Below are 14,054 nucleotides of genomic sequence, written 5' to 3'. Positions count from 1 at the left end.
TGCGCAAGGGTGACCGACCGTGGGGAGTTGGAAGGCATATTTCCAGCTGGCGCAGACACCGAAGGTGTTTCGCTCTCTGGACGAATGGCTGCGACGAAGGTTGCGCGCGCTGCAATGGAAGCGCTGGCGGCGTGGCACCACCCTGTTGCGTGAGTTGCGCGCTCTCGGTGCAAGCAAGGATCTGGCTGCGAAAATCGCCGGCCACGGCCGGCACTGGTGGCGTGCCAGCCGGTCGGAAATACATCGTGTGCTGAACAACGCATCCTTCGAGCGGCTCGGCGTGCCACGCCTGTCATCACCTCAACGACTCGAACCGCCCGGTGCGGACCCGCATGCCGGGTGGTGTGGGAGGGGGATCGACCAGGATGGTCTGGTCGCCCCCTATCCCGATTGCCCAAAGGTTTGTTTATTCCGGCGTCGCCACCGGGAGCAGCATCACCAGTTTGTACTCCGGATGCAGCGCCGCCCGCAGGGTCAGTTGTTCGTACACCAGGCGGCCGTGCCGTGGATGGACAAAGCCCCTTTCGCCGCCTTCGCGCTCCTGCACATCATTGAGTTTCCAAAATGCGTCAAACTCGGGGCTGAGCGCGCTCAGTTCATCGATCAAGGCGCGCAAGGGCGCGGTGTGCAGGCGTCCGCCGCAGTCCGCACGGAATTCCGCCACTATTCTCTGCGAACGTAGCGGCCAATTTTCGATCAGCCCGCGCGCCTGCGGGTTGAAAAACAGAAAGCGCAACAGGTTGGGCGGCTCCTCACTGGCTGGTTCGGTGTGTGGCGCGACAGCGGGTGCCTGCCAGCCGAGAAACAGATCCTGCGCCTGAGCGTTGCCCGCCACCACGTCCCATCGCTGGTTGAGCACATAGGCAGGATGGACTATGGCACGCACGCTGCGTAGAACGGCATCGACCGCTTTCACCGGTGTCGCGGGTTCGCTCGGGTCGCGCCGCTGCGCCAGTTCGAACAGATAAGCGCGCTCCGCGGGGGTCAGTTGCAGTGCGTGCGCCAGACGCTCCAACGTCTTGGATGAGGGCGCGACCGGTCGGCCCTGTTCCAGCCAGGTGATCCAGGTGGCGCTGACGCCGCAGAGCGAGGCGAGCTCTTCGCGGCGCAATCCGGGTGCTCGCCGCCGCCCCGTTGCAGGCAGGCCCGCTGCGGCAGGCGACAGACGGTTGCGGTGTAGACGGATGAACTCGCCCAGAAGGCGACGACCCTGGTGCGGATCGGGGGACATGGAGGAGGACGGCGGCGACATGGTCGTTCAAGAAGACGAAGGCGAAGGAGAGGGCGACCGATCGGCTCCCAGACTGGGAGGTCTTTATACCAGGATATTTTGTCATCTTGTACCAGGAAAAATGATGGGCTATCTTTGGCTTTATCGCCTTTGCATCGTCTTGGAGCGCCCTGTTGGAACAACCCGTTTTGGCCGCGCATCAGTTCGGCGTTAGCGCTGCCGCCTACCTCACCAGCGCCGTTCATGCGCAGGGGCACGATCTGCAGCGTCTTGGTGCGGTGGTGCAGAAAGAGCACCCTTGCAGGGCGCTCGATCTCGGTTGCGGGGCCGGACACGCCAGCTTCGCCCTGGCGGCCGCAGGCGCGCAGGTCACCGCCTTGGACCTGTCGCCCGCGATGCTCGCCATCGTGGCGCAAGAGGCGGCAACTCGCGGCCTGCACGATCTGCAGACTTGCCAGGGTCCGGCCGACAAACTGCCCTTCGCCGATGCCAGCTTCGATCTGGTGGTCACCCGCTTTTCAGCGCATCACTGGCCCGATGTGCCTGCCGCATTGCGCGAAATGCGCCGGGTTATCAAGCCGCAGGGCACGCTGATCATCATCGATGTCGTGGCCCTGGAGTCGCCGCTGTGCGACACCCTGCTGCAGACGGTGGAGATCTTGCGCGACGCCTCGCATGTGCGCGATTACCGCGTTTCCGAATGGAGCGTCATGCTGCAGCTGGCCGGTTTTGCCGCGCCCGTCGTGGATGGCTGGAGTCTGACCATGGAATTCGCCTCGTGGGTGGCGCGCATGCGCACCCCGGAGATGCGCGTGCAGGCCATTCGCGACGTGTGGGCGAAGGCGCCGCAGGAGGCACGTGAGGCGATGCGCGTTCAGTCGGATGGATCGTTCGATCTGCGCGTGGCATGGCTGCAAACCCAGCCGAGAACGGTGTGAAGCGCGCCAACTAAAATCAACCTTTCATGACAAGTCTTGCGCATACCGCGAACAAGACGCAGGAGATGCCGATGGGCCGAACGCTTTACGACAAACTGTGGGACGAGCATGTGGTGCGCACCGAGGAGGACGGCACGGCGCTGCTTTACATCGACCGGCATCTGCTGCACGAAGTCACCAGCCCGCAGGCATTCGAGGGGCTGCAGCTCGCAGGCCGCAAGGTCTGGCGCGTCAGCGCCAATTTGGCGGTGGCCGACCACAACGTGCCAACCACCGATCGCACGCAAGGCATTGCCGACCCGATCTCGCGGCTGCAGGTCGACACCCTCGATCTCAACTGCGCGACCTACGGCATTACCGAGTTCCGCATGAATGACCGCCGGCAGGGCATCGTGCATGTCGTCGGCCCGGAGCAGGGGGCCACCCTGCCCGGCATGACCGTGGTCTGCGGCGACTCGCACACCAGCACGCATGGCGCTTTCGGCGCGCTGGCGTTTGGCATCGGCACCAGCGAGGTCGAGCATGTGCTGGCTACGCAGACGCTGCTGGCGCGCAAGATGAAAAACATGCTGGTGCGTGTGGACGGGCCGCTGCCTGCGGGTTGCCGCGCCAAGGACATTGCGCTGGCGGTCATCGGCAAGATCGGCACGGCGGGCGGCACCGGCTATACCATCGAATTTGCCGGCAGCACCATTTCCGCGCTGTCGATGGAAGGACGCATGACCCTTTGCAACATGGCGATCGAGGCAGGTGCGCGCGCCGGGCTGGTGGCGGTGGACGACACCACCATCAACTATGTGCGCGGTCGCCCGTTCGCTCCCACCGGCGTGGCCTGGGACATGGCGGTGCAATACTGGCGGGGATTGCATTCTGATGCCGATGCCCGCTTCGACCGCGTGGTCACGCTCGATGCGCGCGAACTGGTGCCGCAGGTCACCTGGGGCACTTCGCCCGAAATGGTGGTGCCGGTCGACGCGCGCGTGCCCGATCCGGACAAGGAAAAAGACGCCAACCGGCGTGCCGCGATGGAGCGCGCACTGACCTACATGGGTTTAGAGCCGAACAAACCGATCACCGACATTCACATCGACAAGGTGTTCATCGGTTCATGCACCAACTCGCGCATCGAGGATTTGCGCGATGCGGCGCAGGTGGTCAAAGGCCGGCGGGTTGCGGCCAATGTGCGCCAGGCACTGGTCGTTCCCGGCTCGGGGCTGGTCAAGGTGCAGGCCGAGGCCGAGGGGCTGGACAAGATTTTCAAGGCGGCCGGCTTCGAATGGCGCGAACCTGGCTGCTCGATGTGCCTGGCGATGAACGCCGATCGTCTAGAGCCCGGCGAGCGCTGCGCCTCCACCTCCAACCGCAACTTCGAGGGGCGACAGGGCGCTGGCGGCCGCACCCATCTGGTCAGCCCGGCAATGGCAGCTGCTGCGGCCATCGCCGGGCATTTCGTCGATGTGCGCAAATTCTGAGTGGCCCATTATCGCAAGGAGAAATCTATGAAAACGCTGTTGTCCATTCTGTTGCTGGCCGCCACGCTGGTTGGCCTGTCGGCATGCAACACGGTTGCCGGCCTGGGCAAAGACCTGAAGTCTGGCGGACAAGCCATCACCAACGCGGCCGAGCAAGCCAAATAACCCCCGATGCCGCCGCGGTGCGGCAGATCGTCATGGAAAAATTCGTCGTCCACAAGGGACTGGTCGCGCCAATGGATCGCGACAACGTCGATACCGACGCCATCATTCCCAAGCAGTTTCTCAAGTCCATCCGCCGCACCGGGTTTGGCCCCAATCTGTTCGATGAATGGCGCTATCTCGACCGTGGCGAGCCGGGGCAAGACCCGGCCACGCGCAAGCTCAACCCCGACTTTGCGCTCAACCAGCCGCGCTATCAGGGGGCGAGCATCCTGCTGACCCGCGACAACTTCGGCTGCGGTTCCTCGCGCGAGCATGCGCCGTGGGCGCTGCAGCAATATGGCTTTCGCGCCATCATCGCCAGCAGCTTTGCCGACATTTTCTACAACAACTGCTTCAAGAACGGCCTGTTGCCGATCGTCCTGTCCAAGGCGCAGGTGGCGCTGCTGTTCGACGAGCTGTATGGCTTCGTTGGCTACACCCTGACCATCGATCTGCCGCGGCAGGTGGTGGTCAAGCCCGACGGGGCCGAACTGCCGTTCGAAGTCAGCAAGTTTCGCAAGCACTGCCTGATCAACGGGCTGGACGACATCGGCCTGACCCTCGCCCATGCGCAGGACATCCGTGCCTACGAGGCCGAGCGTCTGGCGCGCATGCCCTGGCTGGACAACCGCATTCTTTGACTCTACTCGCACGTCCTTCATGAACATCGCCGTATTGCCCGGAGACGGAATCGGGCCTGAAATCATTGCCGAGGCCGTCAAGGTCCTGCGGCGCATCGCACAGGACGGATTCGACTTCACCTTCGAGTTTGCCCCGGTGGGCGGCGCGGCCTATGCCGCCAGCGGCCACCCGCTGCCCGAGTCCACGCTGAATCTGGCTAAGGCGGCAGACGCAGTACTGTTCGGTGCCGTGGGAGACTGGAAATACGACCAACTGCCGCGCCACCTGCGCCCCGAGCAGGCCATCCTGGGCCTGCGCAAGAATCTTGGCCTGTTCGCCAATCTGCGCCCGGCCATCCTGTACCCCGAACTGGCCGATGCCTCCAGCCTCAAGCCCGAGGTGGTGTCGGGGCTGGACATCCTGATTGTGCGTGAGCTCACCGGTGACATCTACTTCGGCCACCCGCGCGGCCGCCGCACTGCGCCCGACGGCGCCTTTGCCGGAGAGCCCGAGGCCTTCGACACCATGCGTTACAGCCGCCCGGAAATCGAGCGCATCGCGCACGTGGCATTCAAGGCCGCGCAGGGCCGCCGCAAGCGCCTGACCAGCGTGGACAAGGCCAATGTGCTGGAAACTTTTCAGTTCTGGAAAGACGTGGTCAGCCAAGTCGGGCAGCAGTACCCCGACGTGCAGCTCGAGCACATGTATGTGGACAACGCGGCGATGCAACTGGTCAAGGCACCGAAAAAGTTCGACGTCATCGTCACCGGCAATCTATTCGGCGACATCCTCTCTGATGAGGCGTCGATGCTCACCGGCTCGATCGGCATGCTGCCCTCGGCCTCGCTCAACGAAACAGGGCAGGGTCTGTACGAACCCAGCCACGGCAGCGCGCCCGACATCGCCGGTCAGGGCATCGCCAATCCGCTGGCCACCATTCTGAGCGCGGCAATGATGCTGCGGCATTCGCTCAAGCTGCCGCAGCAGGCCGAGCGCATCGAGACCGCGGTGCAGAAGGCGCTTGCGCAGGGGCTGCGCACCCCCGACATCTTTGCACCTGGCATGCGCAAGGTCAGCACCGCGCAGATGGGCGATGCGGTGGTGGCGGCACTGGGCTGAGCGCTGCCTCAAACACATAACCAACGACGGATTGAACAATGGCAACGACTCTGGTGGGTTTGGTTGGATGGCGAGGCATGGTGGGCTCCGTGCTGATGCAGCGCATGCGCGAAGAGGGCGATTTCGACCTGATCGAGCCGATCTTTTTCAGCACGAGCAACGCCGGTGGCAAGGCTCCGGCAGAAGCGAAGAACGACACCGTGTTGCACGATGCGCACGACTTGGACCAGCTGCGGCGCTGTGACATCATCCTTACCGCGCAGGGCGGCGACTACACCACCGCGGTATTCGACAAGCTGCGTGCTTCCGGCTGGAACGGGCATTGGATCGACGCCGCATCCACGCTGCGTATGCGCGATGATTGCGTCATCATCCTCGACCCGGTCAACCGTCCGGTCATCGATGCGGCACTCGACAAGGGCGGGCGCAACTGGATCGGCGGCAATTGCACCGTGAGCTGCATGCTTATGGGCGTGGGTGCGCTGTACAAGGCCGGGCTGGTCGAGTGGATGACCAGCATGACCTACCAGGCCGCCTCGGGCGGCGGCGCGCAGCACATGCGCGAGCTGCTCAATCAGTTCGGCATCCTCAACAATGCGGTCAAACCCCTGCTCGACGATCCGGCCTCCGCCATTCTGGCGATCGACCGTGACGTGCTGGCGGCGCAAAAAGCGCTCGACGTCGCGCAGACCCAGCATTTCGGCGTGCCGCTGGCCGGCAGCCTGATTCCGTGGATCGACAAAGATCTGGGCAACGGCGTGTCGCGCGAGGAATGGAAGGGCGGCGCCGAGACCAACAAGATTCTCGGTCAGGGCACGGGGTTTGGCTCGCCCGCAGTGCCAGTGGACGGCTTTTGCGTGCGCATCGGCGCCATGCGCTGCCACAGCCAGGCGCTGACCTTCAAGCTCAAGCAGGACGTACCGCTCGACGAGATCGAAGACATGATCGCGTCCGACAACGCCTGGGTGCGGGTGGTGCCCAACGCGCGCGAGGCCACCATGCAGCAGCTCACGCCGGTGGCGGTTACCGGCACCCTGCAGATCCCGGTGGGACGGCTGCGCAAGCTGGCGATGGGGCCCGAGTATCTCGGCGCGTTCACCGTGGGCGATCAGTTGCTGTGGGGCGCTGCCGAGCCGCTGCGCCGCATGCTGCGCATCCTGCTCGAGCGCCGCTGAGTCTGCGACCGACGACGCGCAGGAAATCGCCGGAATGCCACAGTTGTTCGCTCCACACCCGGCCGTCCGGGCGCCTTAACTTGTCAGCCTAATATGTTGATGATATGGTGAATTTCGCCGCAATCCATCGCAGCATCCGCAGCGATCTGCGCTGATTCGAATTCACCAAAACTGGGGGGCAGCCGACATGCTGCGACTGAAAACTCAACGCCTGGCTCTGGCAATCGCCTTAGGCGCAACTGCAGGGCAGGCCTATGCATTCGGCCTGGGAGGGATCAAGGTGCAGTCTGCGCTGGGCCAACCACTCAGGGCAGAAATCGACATCACCCAACTCAGTGCCGACGAGGCCGCTTCGCTCAAGGTCGGCGTTGCGCCGCCCGACGCGTTTCGGGCTGCCAGGCTGCAATACAGCAGTGCGCTGACTGGCATCAACATCAAGCTCGAACGCGCTGCGGACGGACGCCCCTTCCTGCGGGTGACCTCGAGCAGTCCGATCAATGAGCCTTTCATCGATCTGCTCATCCGGGCGCAGTGGTCCAGCGGTCAACTCACACGCGACTACACCCTGCTGCTCGACCCGCCCAATTTCCAGCCCGCGCCCAGCACTGCGCAAATCCCTGTGCAGACCCCTGTGCAGATTCCGTCCGTGCCGGCACCGACGTCGTCGGTCGCTGCCGCGCCGTCCATGCCGCCGGCTCCGGCCTTGCGGCCCCCGGTCACGTCCCTGGCCAAGAGCAAAACCGGCAGCAAGAAGGTCGCCGCCGAAGGGCAGTACGTGGTCAAGCGCGGTGACACCCTGAGCAAGATTGCCGCCCAGACGGGTATCGAGGCAGTGTCGCTCGACCAGATGCTCACCGCGCTGTACCGCGCCAACCAGTCTGCCTTCATCGACGGCAACATCAATCTGCTCAAGGCCGGTGCCGTGCTGCAGATCCCCAGCGCCGAACAGGTGCAGGGCATCCCGCACCAGGAAGCACGGCGCTTCGTGCTGACCCAGGGCGAAAATTTCAACGCCTACCGCCGTCGCCTTGCCGAAATGGGTGGCCAGACCAGGCCGCAGACCGCGCAGGCGCAGCGCGAGACCACCGGCAAGGTCCAGGCCCAGGTGCAGGAACCCGCCACCGCAGGAGCGCAGGAGCAGAGCAAGCTCAAGCTCAGCAAGGCAGAGGTCGCCGCGCAAGGCGCGGCAAGCAAGGCACAGCAGATCGCCGAGCAGAAACAGGCGGCGCTCGACGAGCAGAGAATCAAGCAGCTCGAAAACAACGTCGAGGCGCTCAAGGCCCTGTCCAAGCAGGCACAGAACGTTGCCCAAACCAGGCCGCCAGCCACCACATCAGCCCTTGCTGCGGCTGCCAGCAAGCCGGCTGCGACGGCCACCCTGCCGGTAACCAGCCCGGTGCCTGCCGTGGCGTCCAAGCCGGCGGCGGCGCCGTCCGCCCCTGCAGCGGCTGCCTCGCTTGCGCATGCCGCCTCGGCAGCAGCGCCCGCAGCGTCCGCGGCGCCTGCTTCCACGCCGGCTCCGGCAGTCAAGCCTCCTTCGCCCAAACCTGCTCCGCCCAGGCCGGCCAAGCCAGCGCCGGTTGAGCAGCAGAGCTTTTTCGACAGCCTGATGTCCAACCCCCTGTTGCTGCCCGCCGGCGGGGGGGGGTTGATTGCGTTGCTCTTGCTGGCCTGGCTGGCGCAGCGCAAGAAGGCGTCGCGCACGCAGCGCGACGTGTCGGTGTTCGACAGCCGCATGAGTGTTGCCGATAGCTTTTTCGCTGGCACCGGGGGCGAGCGCGTAGATACGCGCAATGGCAACATGAGCTCGGCCTTCTCGTCCAGCCAAATCGATACCAACGATGTCGATCCGGTTGCCGAGGCGGATGTGTACCTGGCCTATGGGCGCGATCTGCAGGCCGAGGAAATCCTCAAGGAGGCGATCAAGGCCAACCCCGATCGCCTGGCCGCACGCCTGAAGCTGCTGGAAATCTACGCCAAGCGCAAGGACGCGCGCTCCTTCGAGGTGGGCGCAGCCGAGCTGTTTGCCCTCACCCAGGGCGTGGGCGAAGACTGGAAGCGCGCGCAGGACCTCGGGCGCAGCCTCGATCCGGTCAACCCGCTCTATCACAACACGGTCATCCCCAGCACCTTGGGCAATCCGTCGACCATGCCGCAGACCGAGTTCCCCGCGGCCACCCCCACCGCCCTGGCCGCACTGACGCCGCAGACCTTGCCCAGCACCGAAATGCTCTCCGGCGTGGACAGCAAAGCAGCTAAGTCCCCGCTGCCCGAGCACCTGGACCTCGATCTGAGCCTGCCGATCGCCGAGCCGACACCGCCCGCAGCGCCCAAGCCACCAGCGCCCGCAGCGGTTCCGCCGTTGCCCGATATCGCGGCACCCGTAGCCGCTGCGTCCCCGCCGCCTGCCGCGCAGCGGTCTGAAGCGGACGATTCGCTGCTGTCCGGCGGACTGGATTTTCACGTGCCTTCCGACTTTGGCACACCCGCCTCCACCACGGCGAGCAGCAACACGGCGGCACCGGCACATGACAACAGCCTGGACTTTGATCTCAGCAGCATTTCTCTGCCAGGCGATGAGTCCAAACCCGCGACGCAGACGCAAGAGCCTCTGCCTAGTCTCGAACCGGCATTCAGCGAATCCCAGCCCTCGCTCGACCTCCGTCTGGAGCTGGCTGCGGAGAGCATGGCCATCGGCGATGTCGAATCCGCGCGCAATCTGCTGGGTGAGGTCATTGCAGAGGGCGATCCGCAGCTCAAGAAACGTGCCCAGGACATGCTCGACAAGCTTGGCCGTTGAACCGTTGCCGCCGTCCAGTGTGGCGCAGAGCGATGCGCAGGCCGGGCACCGCGTGGTGCTCGGTCTGCGCTACGACGGATCGTCGTACTGCGGCTGGCAGAGCCAGCCCAGCGGCTGTGCGGTGCAGGATCATCTTGAACGGGCGATCGTGCGCTTTCTCGGCCGCCCCGTGCGCACCTGCTGTGCCGGACGCACCGATGCCGGCGTGCATGCGGTCGCGCAGGTAGTGCATCTGGACAGCGTGCTCGAGCGCGAAGCCGCGTCCTGGGTACGTGGGGTCAACGCGTTTTTGCCGCGTGACATCGCGGTCCAGTGGGCCCGAACACGGGTCGATCCGCGGTTCGACGCGCGGCGCAGCGCCTGGCAGCGCCGCTATCGCTATGTGCTGCGCAACCATCCGGTGCGGCCATCGCTCGACCATGGACGGGTCGGCTGGACGCACCGCCCGCTCGATCTGGATCGCCTGCGGGCTGCGGCGCAGTGCTTGATCGGCGAGCACGATTTCAGCGCCTTTCGCTCTAGCGAGTGCCAGGCGGCCAGCCCGGTGAAGACCCTGCATGCTCTGGACATCGACCGCTTGGGCGAGTTGATCGTGTTCGACCTGCGGGCCAACGCCTTTCTGCACCACATGGTGCGCAATCTGCTGGGCAGCCTGCTGGCGGTGGGCAACGGTTCCAAGCCCGTGTCCTGGCTGGCCGATGTGCTGCACAGCCGCGACCGCACCCGAGCCGCGCCGACCTTCATGCCCGATGGGCTGTATTTCCTCGGACCGGATTACCCGGCAGAATTCGGCCTTCCCGAGCCGCCGCACCGCATCGGCCTGCTGATCTGAATCCCGATGTCTGTATCTTCCCCTACACCGCACACTCCCTCGCACCGCACCCGCATCAAGATCTGCGGCATCACTCGCGTGGAGGACGCGCAGGCCGCGGCGCGCTGCGGGGCCGATGCCATCGGGCTGGTGTTCTACCCGCCCAGCCCGCGCCATGTCACGCCCGCGCAGGCGCGCCAGATCGCCGCCAGCCTGCCGCCCTTCGTTTCGGTGGTCGCCCTGTTCGTCAATGCCGAGCCCCGCCTAGTCGACGAGGTGATCGCGCAGGTAAGGCCGGCATTGCTGCAGTTCCACGGCGACGAGACCCCGCAGGACTGCACCCGCTACGCATATCCCTACATCCGTGCGGCACGCATGCGCGACGGGCTGGATTTGCTAGACTTTGCCTCCCACTTTTCCACATCCCAAGCCCTCGTTCTGGACGCGGATCAGCCCGGATACGGCGGTGGCGGCGAGGTGTTCGATTGGTCACGCATTCCCGCAAACGTCGCGCATCCCCTCGTTTTGTCTGGTGGGTTGCATGCTGCAAATGTGACGCAGGCCATCCGCCAGGTGCGGCCTTGGGCGGTTGACGTCAGCTCCGGCGTCGAAGTCGCCAAAGGCATCAAGAGCGCGCAGCGCATGGCCGAGTTCGTTGCCGCGGTGCGCGCAGCCGACCTGTAGACCGCGCGCTGGCGCGGCCTGCGCCAGTCACTAGACGAGACCCCACCATGTTCGAGTATGCCTATCCCGACGCCAGCGGCCATTTCGGCCCGTATGGCGGGCGCTTCATCGCCGAAACCCTCAGCCACGCACTGGAAGAACTCCAGGCGGCGTACGACCATTACAAGAACGACCCGGACTTCCTGGCTGAATTCCGCTACGAGTTGCGGCACTTCGTCGGCCGGCCAAGCCCGATCTACCACGCCGCCCGGCTGAGCGACCGGCTCGGCGGCGCGCGCATCTTCCTCAAGCGCGAAGACCTCAACCACACCGGCGCGCACAAGATCAACAACACCATCGGCCAGGCCATGCTGGCTCGGCGCATGGGCAAGCCTCGGGTGATTGCCGAAACCGGCGCTGGGCAGCACGGTGTGGCCACGGCCACCATTGCTGCGCGCTACGGCATGGAGTGCGTGGTGTACATGGGCAGCGAAGATGTCAAGCGCCAGTCGCCAAACGTCTATCGCATGAATCTGCTGGGTGCGCGTGTGGTGCCGGTTGAGTCCGGCAGCAAGACGCTCAAGGATGCGCTCAACGAGGCGCTGCGCGACTGGGTCACGCATGTGGAGGACACGTTCTACATCATCGGCACAGTGGCCGGCCCGCATCCGTATCCGCAGATGGTGCGCGATTTCCAGCGGGTGATCGGAGACGAGTGTCTGCAGCAGATGCCCGAGATGACCGGCCGCCAGCCCGACGTGGTGATCGCATGTGTCGGCGGCGGCAGCAATGCCATGGGCATTTTCTACCCCTACATCCCCTACGATCAGGTACGGCTCATCGGGGTCGAGGCCGCCGGGCTAGGTCTGGACACGGGTCGACACGCGGCGTCGATTTCTGCGGGTACGCCCGGTGTGCTGCACGGCAACCGCACCTATCTGCTGCAGGATGCCAATGGTCAGATCATCGAGACCCATTCGATCTCGGCAGGGCTGGACTACCCCGGTGTCGGCCCCGAACATGCCTGGCTGCACGATCTCGGCCGCGCCGAATACGTTGGCATCACCGACGACGAGGCTCTGGCCGCATTTCACGAACTGTGCCGTATCGAGGGCATCATTCCGGCGCTCGAATCCAGCCATGCGCTGGCCCACGCCATCAAGCTGGCGCCGCAGATGCGCCCCGATCAGATCATCCTGGTCAACCTCTCCGGGCGGGGGGACAAGGACATCAACACTGTGGCCGAGCGCGAAGGTGTGAACTTCGACACCCTGTTCGCCCGCCAGCGCGGAGCCGCCGCATGAACCGCATCGACCAACGCTTCGGGCAACTGCGCGCACAGGGCCGTAAGGCGCTGATTCCCTACATCGCCGCGGGCGACCCGACGCCCGCGATGACCGTGCCGCTGATGCACGCGCTGGTGGCGGGCGGTGCCGATGTGATCGAGCTTGGCGTGCCTTTTTCCGACCCGATGGCCGACGGCCCGGTGATCCAGCGTGCCACCGAGCGGGCGATCGCGCAGGGGGTGGGGCTACGGCAGGTGCTCGATGCAGTGCGCGAATTTCGCCGCACCGATGCGATCACGCCGGTCGTGCTGATGGGGTATGCCAACCCGGTCGAGCGTTTCGGGGTGGAGGCATTCGTCGCTGCCGCCGGACAGGCGGGAGTCGATGGGGTGTTGATCGTCGATTACCCGCCGGCCGAGAGCGAGGCCTTTGCTGCGGCACTCAAGGCGGCGGGCATCGCGCCCATTTTTCTGCTTGCGCCTACCAGCACCGACGCGCGCATCGCCCAGGTCGGCCGCATCGCCAGCGGTTATGTGTACTACGTCTCGCTCAAAGGGGTGACTGGCGCCGGGCATCTGGACACCTTGGCCGTGGCCGAGATGCTGCCGCGCATTCGCGCGCATGTCGGGGTTCCGGTGGGAGTAGGATTTGGCATCCGGGACGCGCAGACCGCGCGCGCCATCGGCGCGCTGGCCGATGCGGTGGTGATCGGCTCGCGCCTGATCGAGCTGATGGAAGCGCAGCCTACGGCGCAGGCTCCCGAGGTCGCCCGCGGCTTTGTCCACGACATTCGCCAGGCGCTCGACACACTCTGAGGACAAACGCACATGAGTTGGCTCGAAAAGCTCCTTCCGCCCAAGATCCAGCAAACCAGCCCACAGGAACGGCGCCAGGTGCCCGAGGGGCTGTGGGTCAAGTGTCCGTCGTGCGAGACGGTGCTGTACAAATCCGATCTGGAGCTCAACCAGAACGTCTGCCCCAAGTGCAGCCACCACATGCGCATCAGCGCGCGGGCCCGGCTCGACGCGCTGCTTGACGGCGAGGGCCGGTATGAGATCGGCCAGGAAGTGCTGCCGGTCGATCCGCTGAAGTTCAAGGACAGCCGTAAATACACCGATCGGTTGAAAGAGGCGCTGGAAAACACCCAGGAAACTGACGCGCTGGTGGTCATGGGCGGGGCGATCCAGACCCTGCCGGTGGTCGTGGCCTGCTTCGAGTTCGAGTTCATGGGTGGCTCGATGGGGTCGGTGGTCGGCGAACGCTTCGTGCGCGGAGTGCAGACCGCTATCGAGCAGAAAGTGCCGTTCATCTGTTTCACCGCCACCGGCGGGGCGCGCATGCAGGAAGGTCTGCTCAGCCTGATGCAAATGGCCAAGACCAACGCCGCGCTCACCCGCCTGTCCGCCGCGGGGCTGCCGTTCATTAGCGTGCTGACCGACCCGACCATGGGCGGGGTGTCGGCCAGTTTTGCTTTCATCGGCGATGTGGTGTTGGCCGAACCCAAGGCGCTGATCGGTTTTGCCGGCCCGCGGGTGATCGAGAACACCGTGCGCGAAAAGTTGCCCGAGGGTTTCCAGCGCGCTGAGTTTTTGCTGCAAAAGGGCGCGATCGATCGTATCGTCGACCGGCGCGAACTGCGTGCCGAGCTCGCTCGGCTGCTGGCCCTGCTGTTGCGTCAGCCCGCGGACGCCATCGCGCCCTGATTCGCCTTCGCTGATTCGTCTTTCACCTGCC

Annotated in this window: 13 protein-coding genes and 1 pseudogene; 13 read left to right on the top strand and 1 reads right to left on the bottom strand. The window is 65.1% G+C overall.

All coding sequences use genetic code 11. The annotated features are described in order from the left end of the window. Positions 1–19 precede the first annotated feature (19 nt). Positions 20–88: pseudogene (locus ACZ47F_RS00985) on the top strand (hypothetical protein); the annotation flags it as partial. 318 nt (positions 89–406) lie between these two features. On the opposite strand, the gene ACZ47F_RS00980 reads toward ACZ47F_RS00985, so the two are convergent. Further along, the gene (locus ACZ47F_RS00980) at positions 407–1,252 is read right to left on the bottom strand and encodes a helix-turn-helix domain-containing protein (RefSeq protein WP_464925451.1); all 846 of its coding nucleotides are present in this window, start codon (positions 1,250–1,252) and stop codon (positions 407–409) included. Positions 1,253–1,404: 152 nt separating this feature from the next. Between ACZ47F_RS00980 and ACZ47F_RS00975 the strand changes: the two genes are divergently transcribed. The 12 genes from ACZ47F_RS00975 (at position 1,405) to accD (ending at position 14,023) form a co-directional block, all read left to right on the top strand. Continuing rightward, positions 1,405–2,169: a class I SAM-dependent methyltransferase gene (locus ACZ47F_RS00975; protein WP_464925450.1), complete on the top strand. Its 765-nt coding sequence runs from the start codon at positions 1,405–1,407 to the stop codon at positions 2,167–2,169. A 71-nt stretch (positions 2,170–2,240) separates the two neighbouring features. After that, on the top strand, positions 2,241–3,641 hold the full coding sequence (leuC, locus tag ACZ47F_RS00970) for a 3-isopropylmalate dehydratase large subunit (RefSeq protein ID WP_464925449.1): 1,401 nt from the start codon (positions 2,241–2,243) through the stop codon (positions 3,639–3,641). 27 nt (positions 3,642–3,668) lie between these two features. Beyond that, positions 3,669–3,806: an entericidin A/B family lipoprotein gene (locus ACZ47F_RS00965; RefSeq protein WP_464925448.1), complete on the top strand. Its 138-nt coding sequence runs from the start codon at positions 3,669–3,671 to the stop codon at positions 3,804–3,806. A 32-nt stretch (positions 3,807–3,838) separates the two neighbouring features. Next, positions 3,839–4,486 carry a 3-isopropylmalate dehydratase small subunit gene (gene leuD / locus ACZ47F_RS00960; protein ID WP_464925447.1) on the top strand — a complete coding sequence of 216 codons (648 nt, stop codon included), beginning with the start codon at positions 3,839–3,841 and terminating at the stop codon, positions 4,484–4,486. 19 nt (positions 4,487–4,505) lie between these two features. Then, on the top strand, positions 4,506–5,585 hold the full coding sequence (gene leuB / locus ACZ47F_RS00955) for a 3-isopropylmalate dehydrogenase (protein ID WP_464925446.1): 1,080 nt from the start codon (positions 4,506–4,508) through the stop codon (positions 5,583–5,585). Between the two features lie 38 nt (positions 5,586–5,623). Beyond that, on the top strand, positions 5,624–6,760 hold the full coding sequence (gene asd / locus ACZ47F_RS00950; RefSeq protein WP_464925445.1) for an aspartate-semialdehyde dehydrogenase: 1,137 nt from the start codon (positions 5,624–5,626) through the stop codon (positions 6,758–6,760). A gap of 187 nt (positions 6,761–6,947) precedes the next feature. Next, positions 6,948–9,560, top strand: a complete 2,613-nt coding sequence (locus ACZ47F_RS00945) for a motility hub landmark protein FimV (RefSeq protein WP_464925444.1) — start codon at positions 6,948–6,950, stop codon at positions 9,558–9,560. A gap of 19 nt (positions 9,561–9,579) precedes the next feature. Then, positions 9,580–10,392: a tRNA pseudouridine(38-40) synthase TruA gene (gene truA, locus ACZ47F_RS00940; protein WP_464926551.1), complete on the top strand. Its 813-nt coding sequence runs from the start codon at positions 9,580–9,582 to the stop codon at positions 10,390–10,392. Positions 10,393–10,398: 6 nt separating this feature from the next. Further along, on the top strand, positions 10,399–11,055 hold the full coding sequence (locus tag ACZ47F_RS00935) for a phosphoribosylanthranilate isomerase (RefSeq protein WP_464925443.1): 657 nt from the start codon (positions 10,399–10,401) through the stop codon (positions 11,053–11,055). Between the two features lie 47 nt (positions 11,056–11,102). Further along, positions 11,103–12,338 carry a tryptophan synthase subunit beta gene (gene trpB, locus ACZ47F_RS00930; RefSeq protein ID WP_464925442.1) on the top strand — a complete coding sequence of 412 codons (1,236 nt, stop codon included), beginning with the start codon at positions 11,103–11,105 and terminating at the stop codon, positions 12,336–12,338. Further along, positions 12,335–13,135: a tryptophan synthase subunit alpha gene (gene trpA, locus ACZ47F_RS00925; RefSeq protein WP_464925441.1), complete on the top strand. Its 801-nt coding sequence runs from the start codon at positions 12,335–12,337 to the stop codon at positions 13,133–13,135. The genes trpB and trpA overlap by 4 nt, the downstream gene beginning before the upstream one ends. Before the next feature lie 12 nt (positions 13,136–13,147). After that, a complete protein-coding gene (gene accD, locus ACZ47F_RS00920; RefSeq protein WP_464925440.1) occupies positions 13,148–14,023 on the top strand; it encodes an acetyl-CoA carboxylase, carboxyltransferase subunit beta in 876 nt (291 codons plus the stop codon). Positions 14,024–14,054: the final 31 nt, after the last annotated feature.

Source organism: Thiomonas islandica, assembly GCF_055383445.1.
Note: the sequence above shows the minus strand (reverse complement) of the source record. Positions and strands in the feature narration are given on the sequence as shown.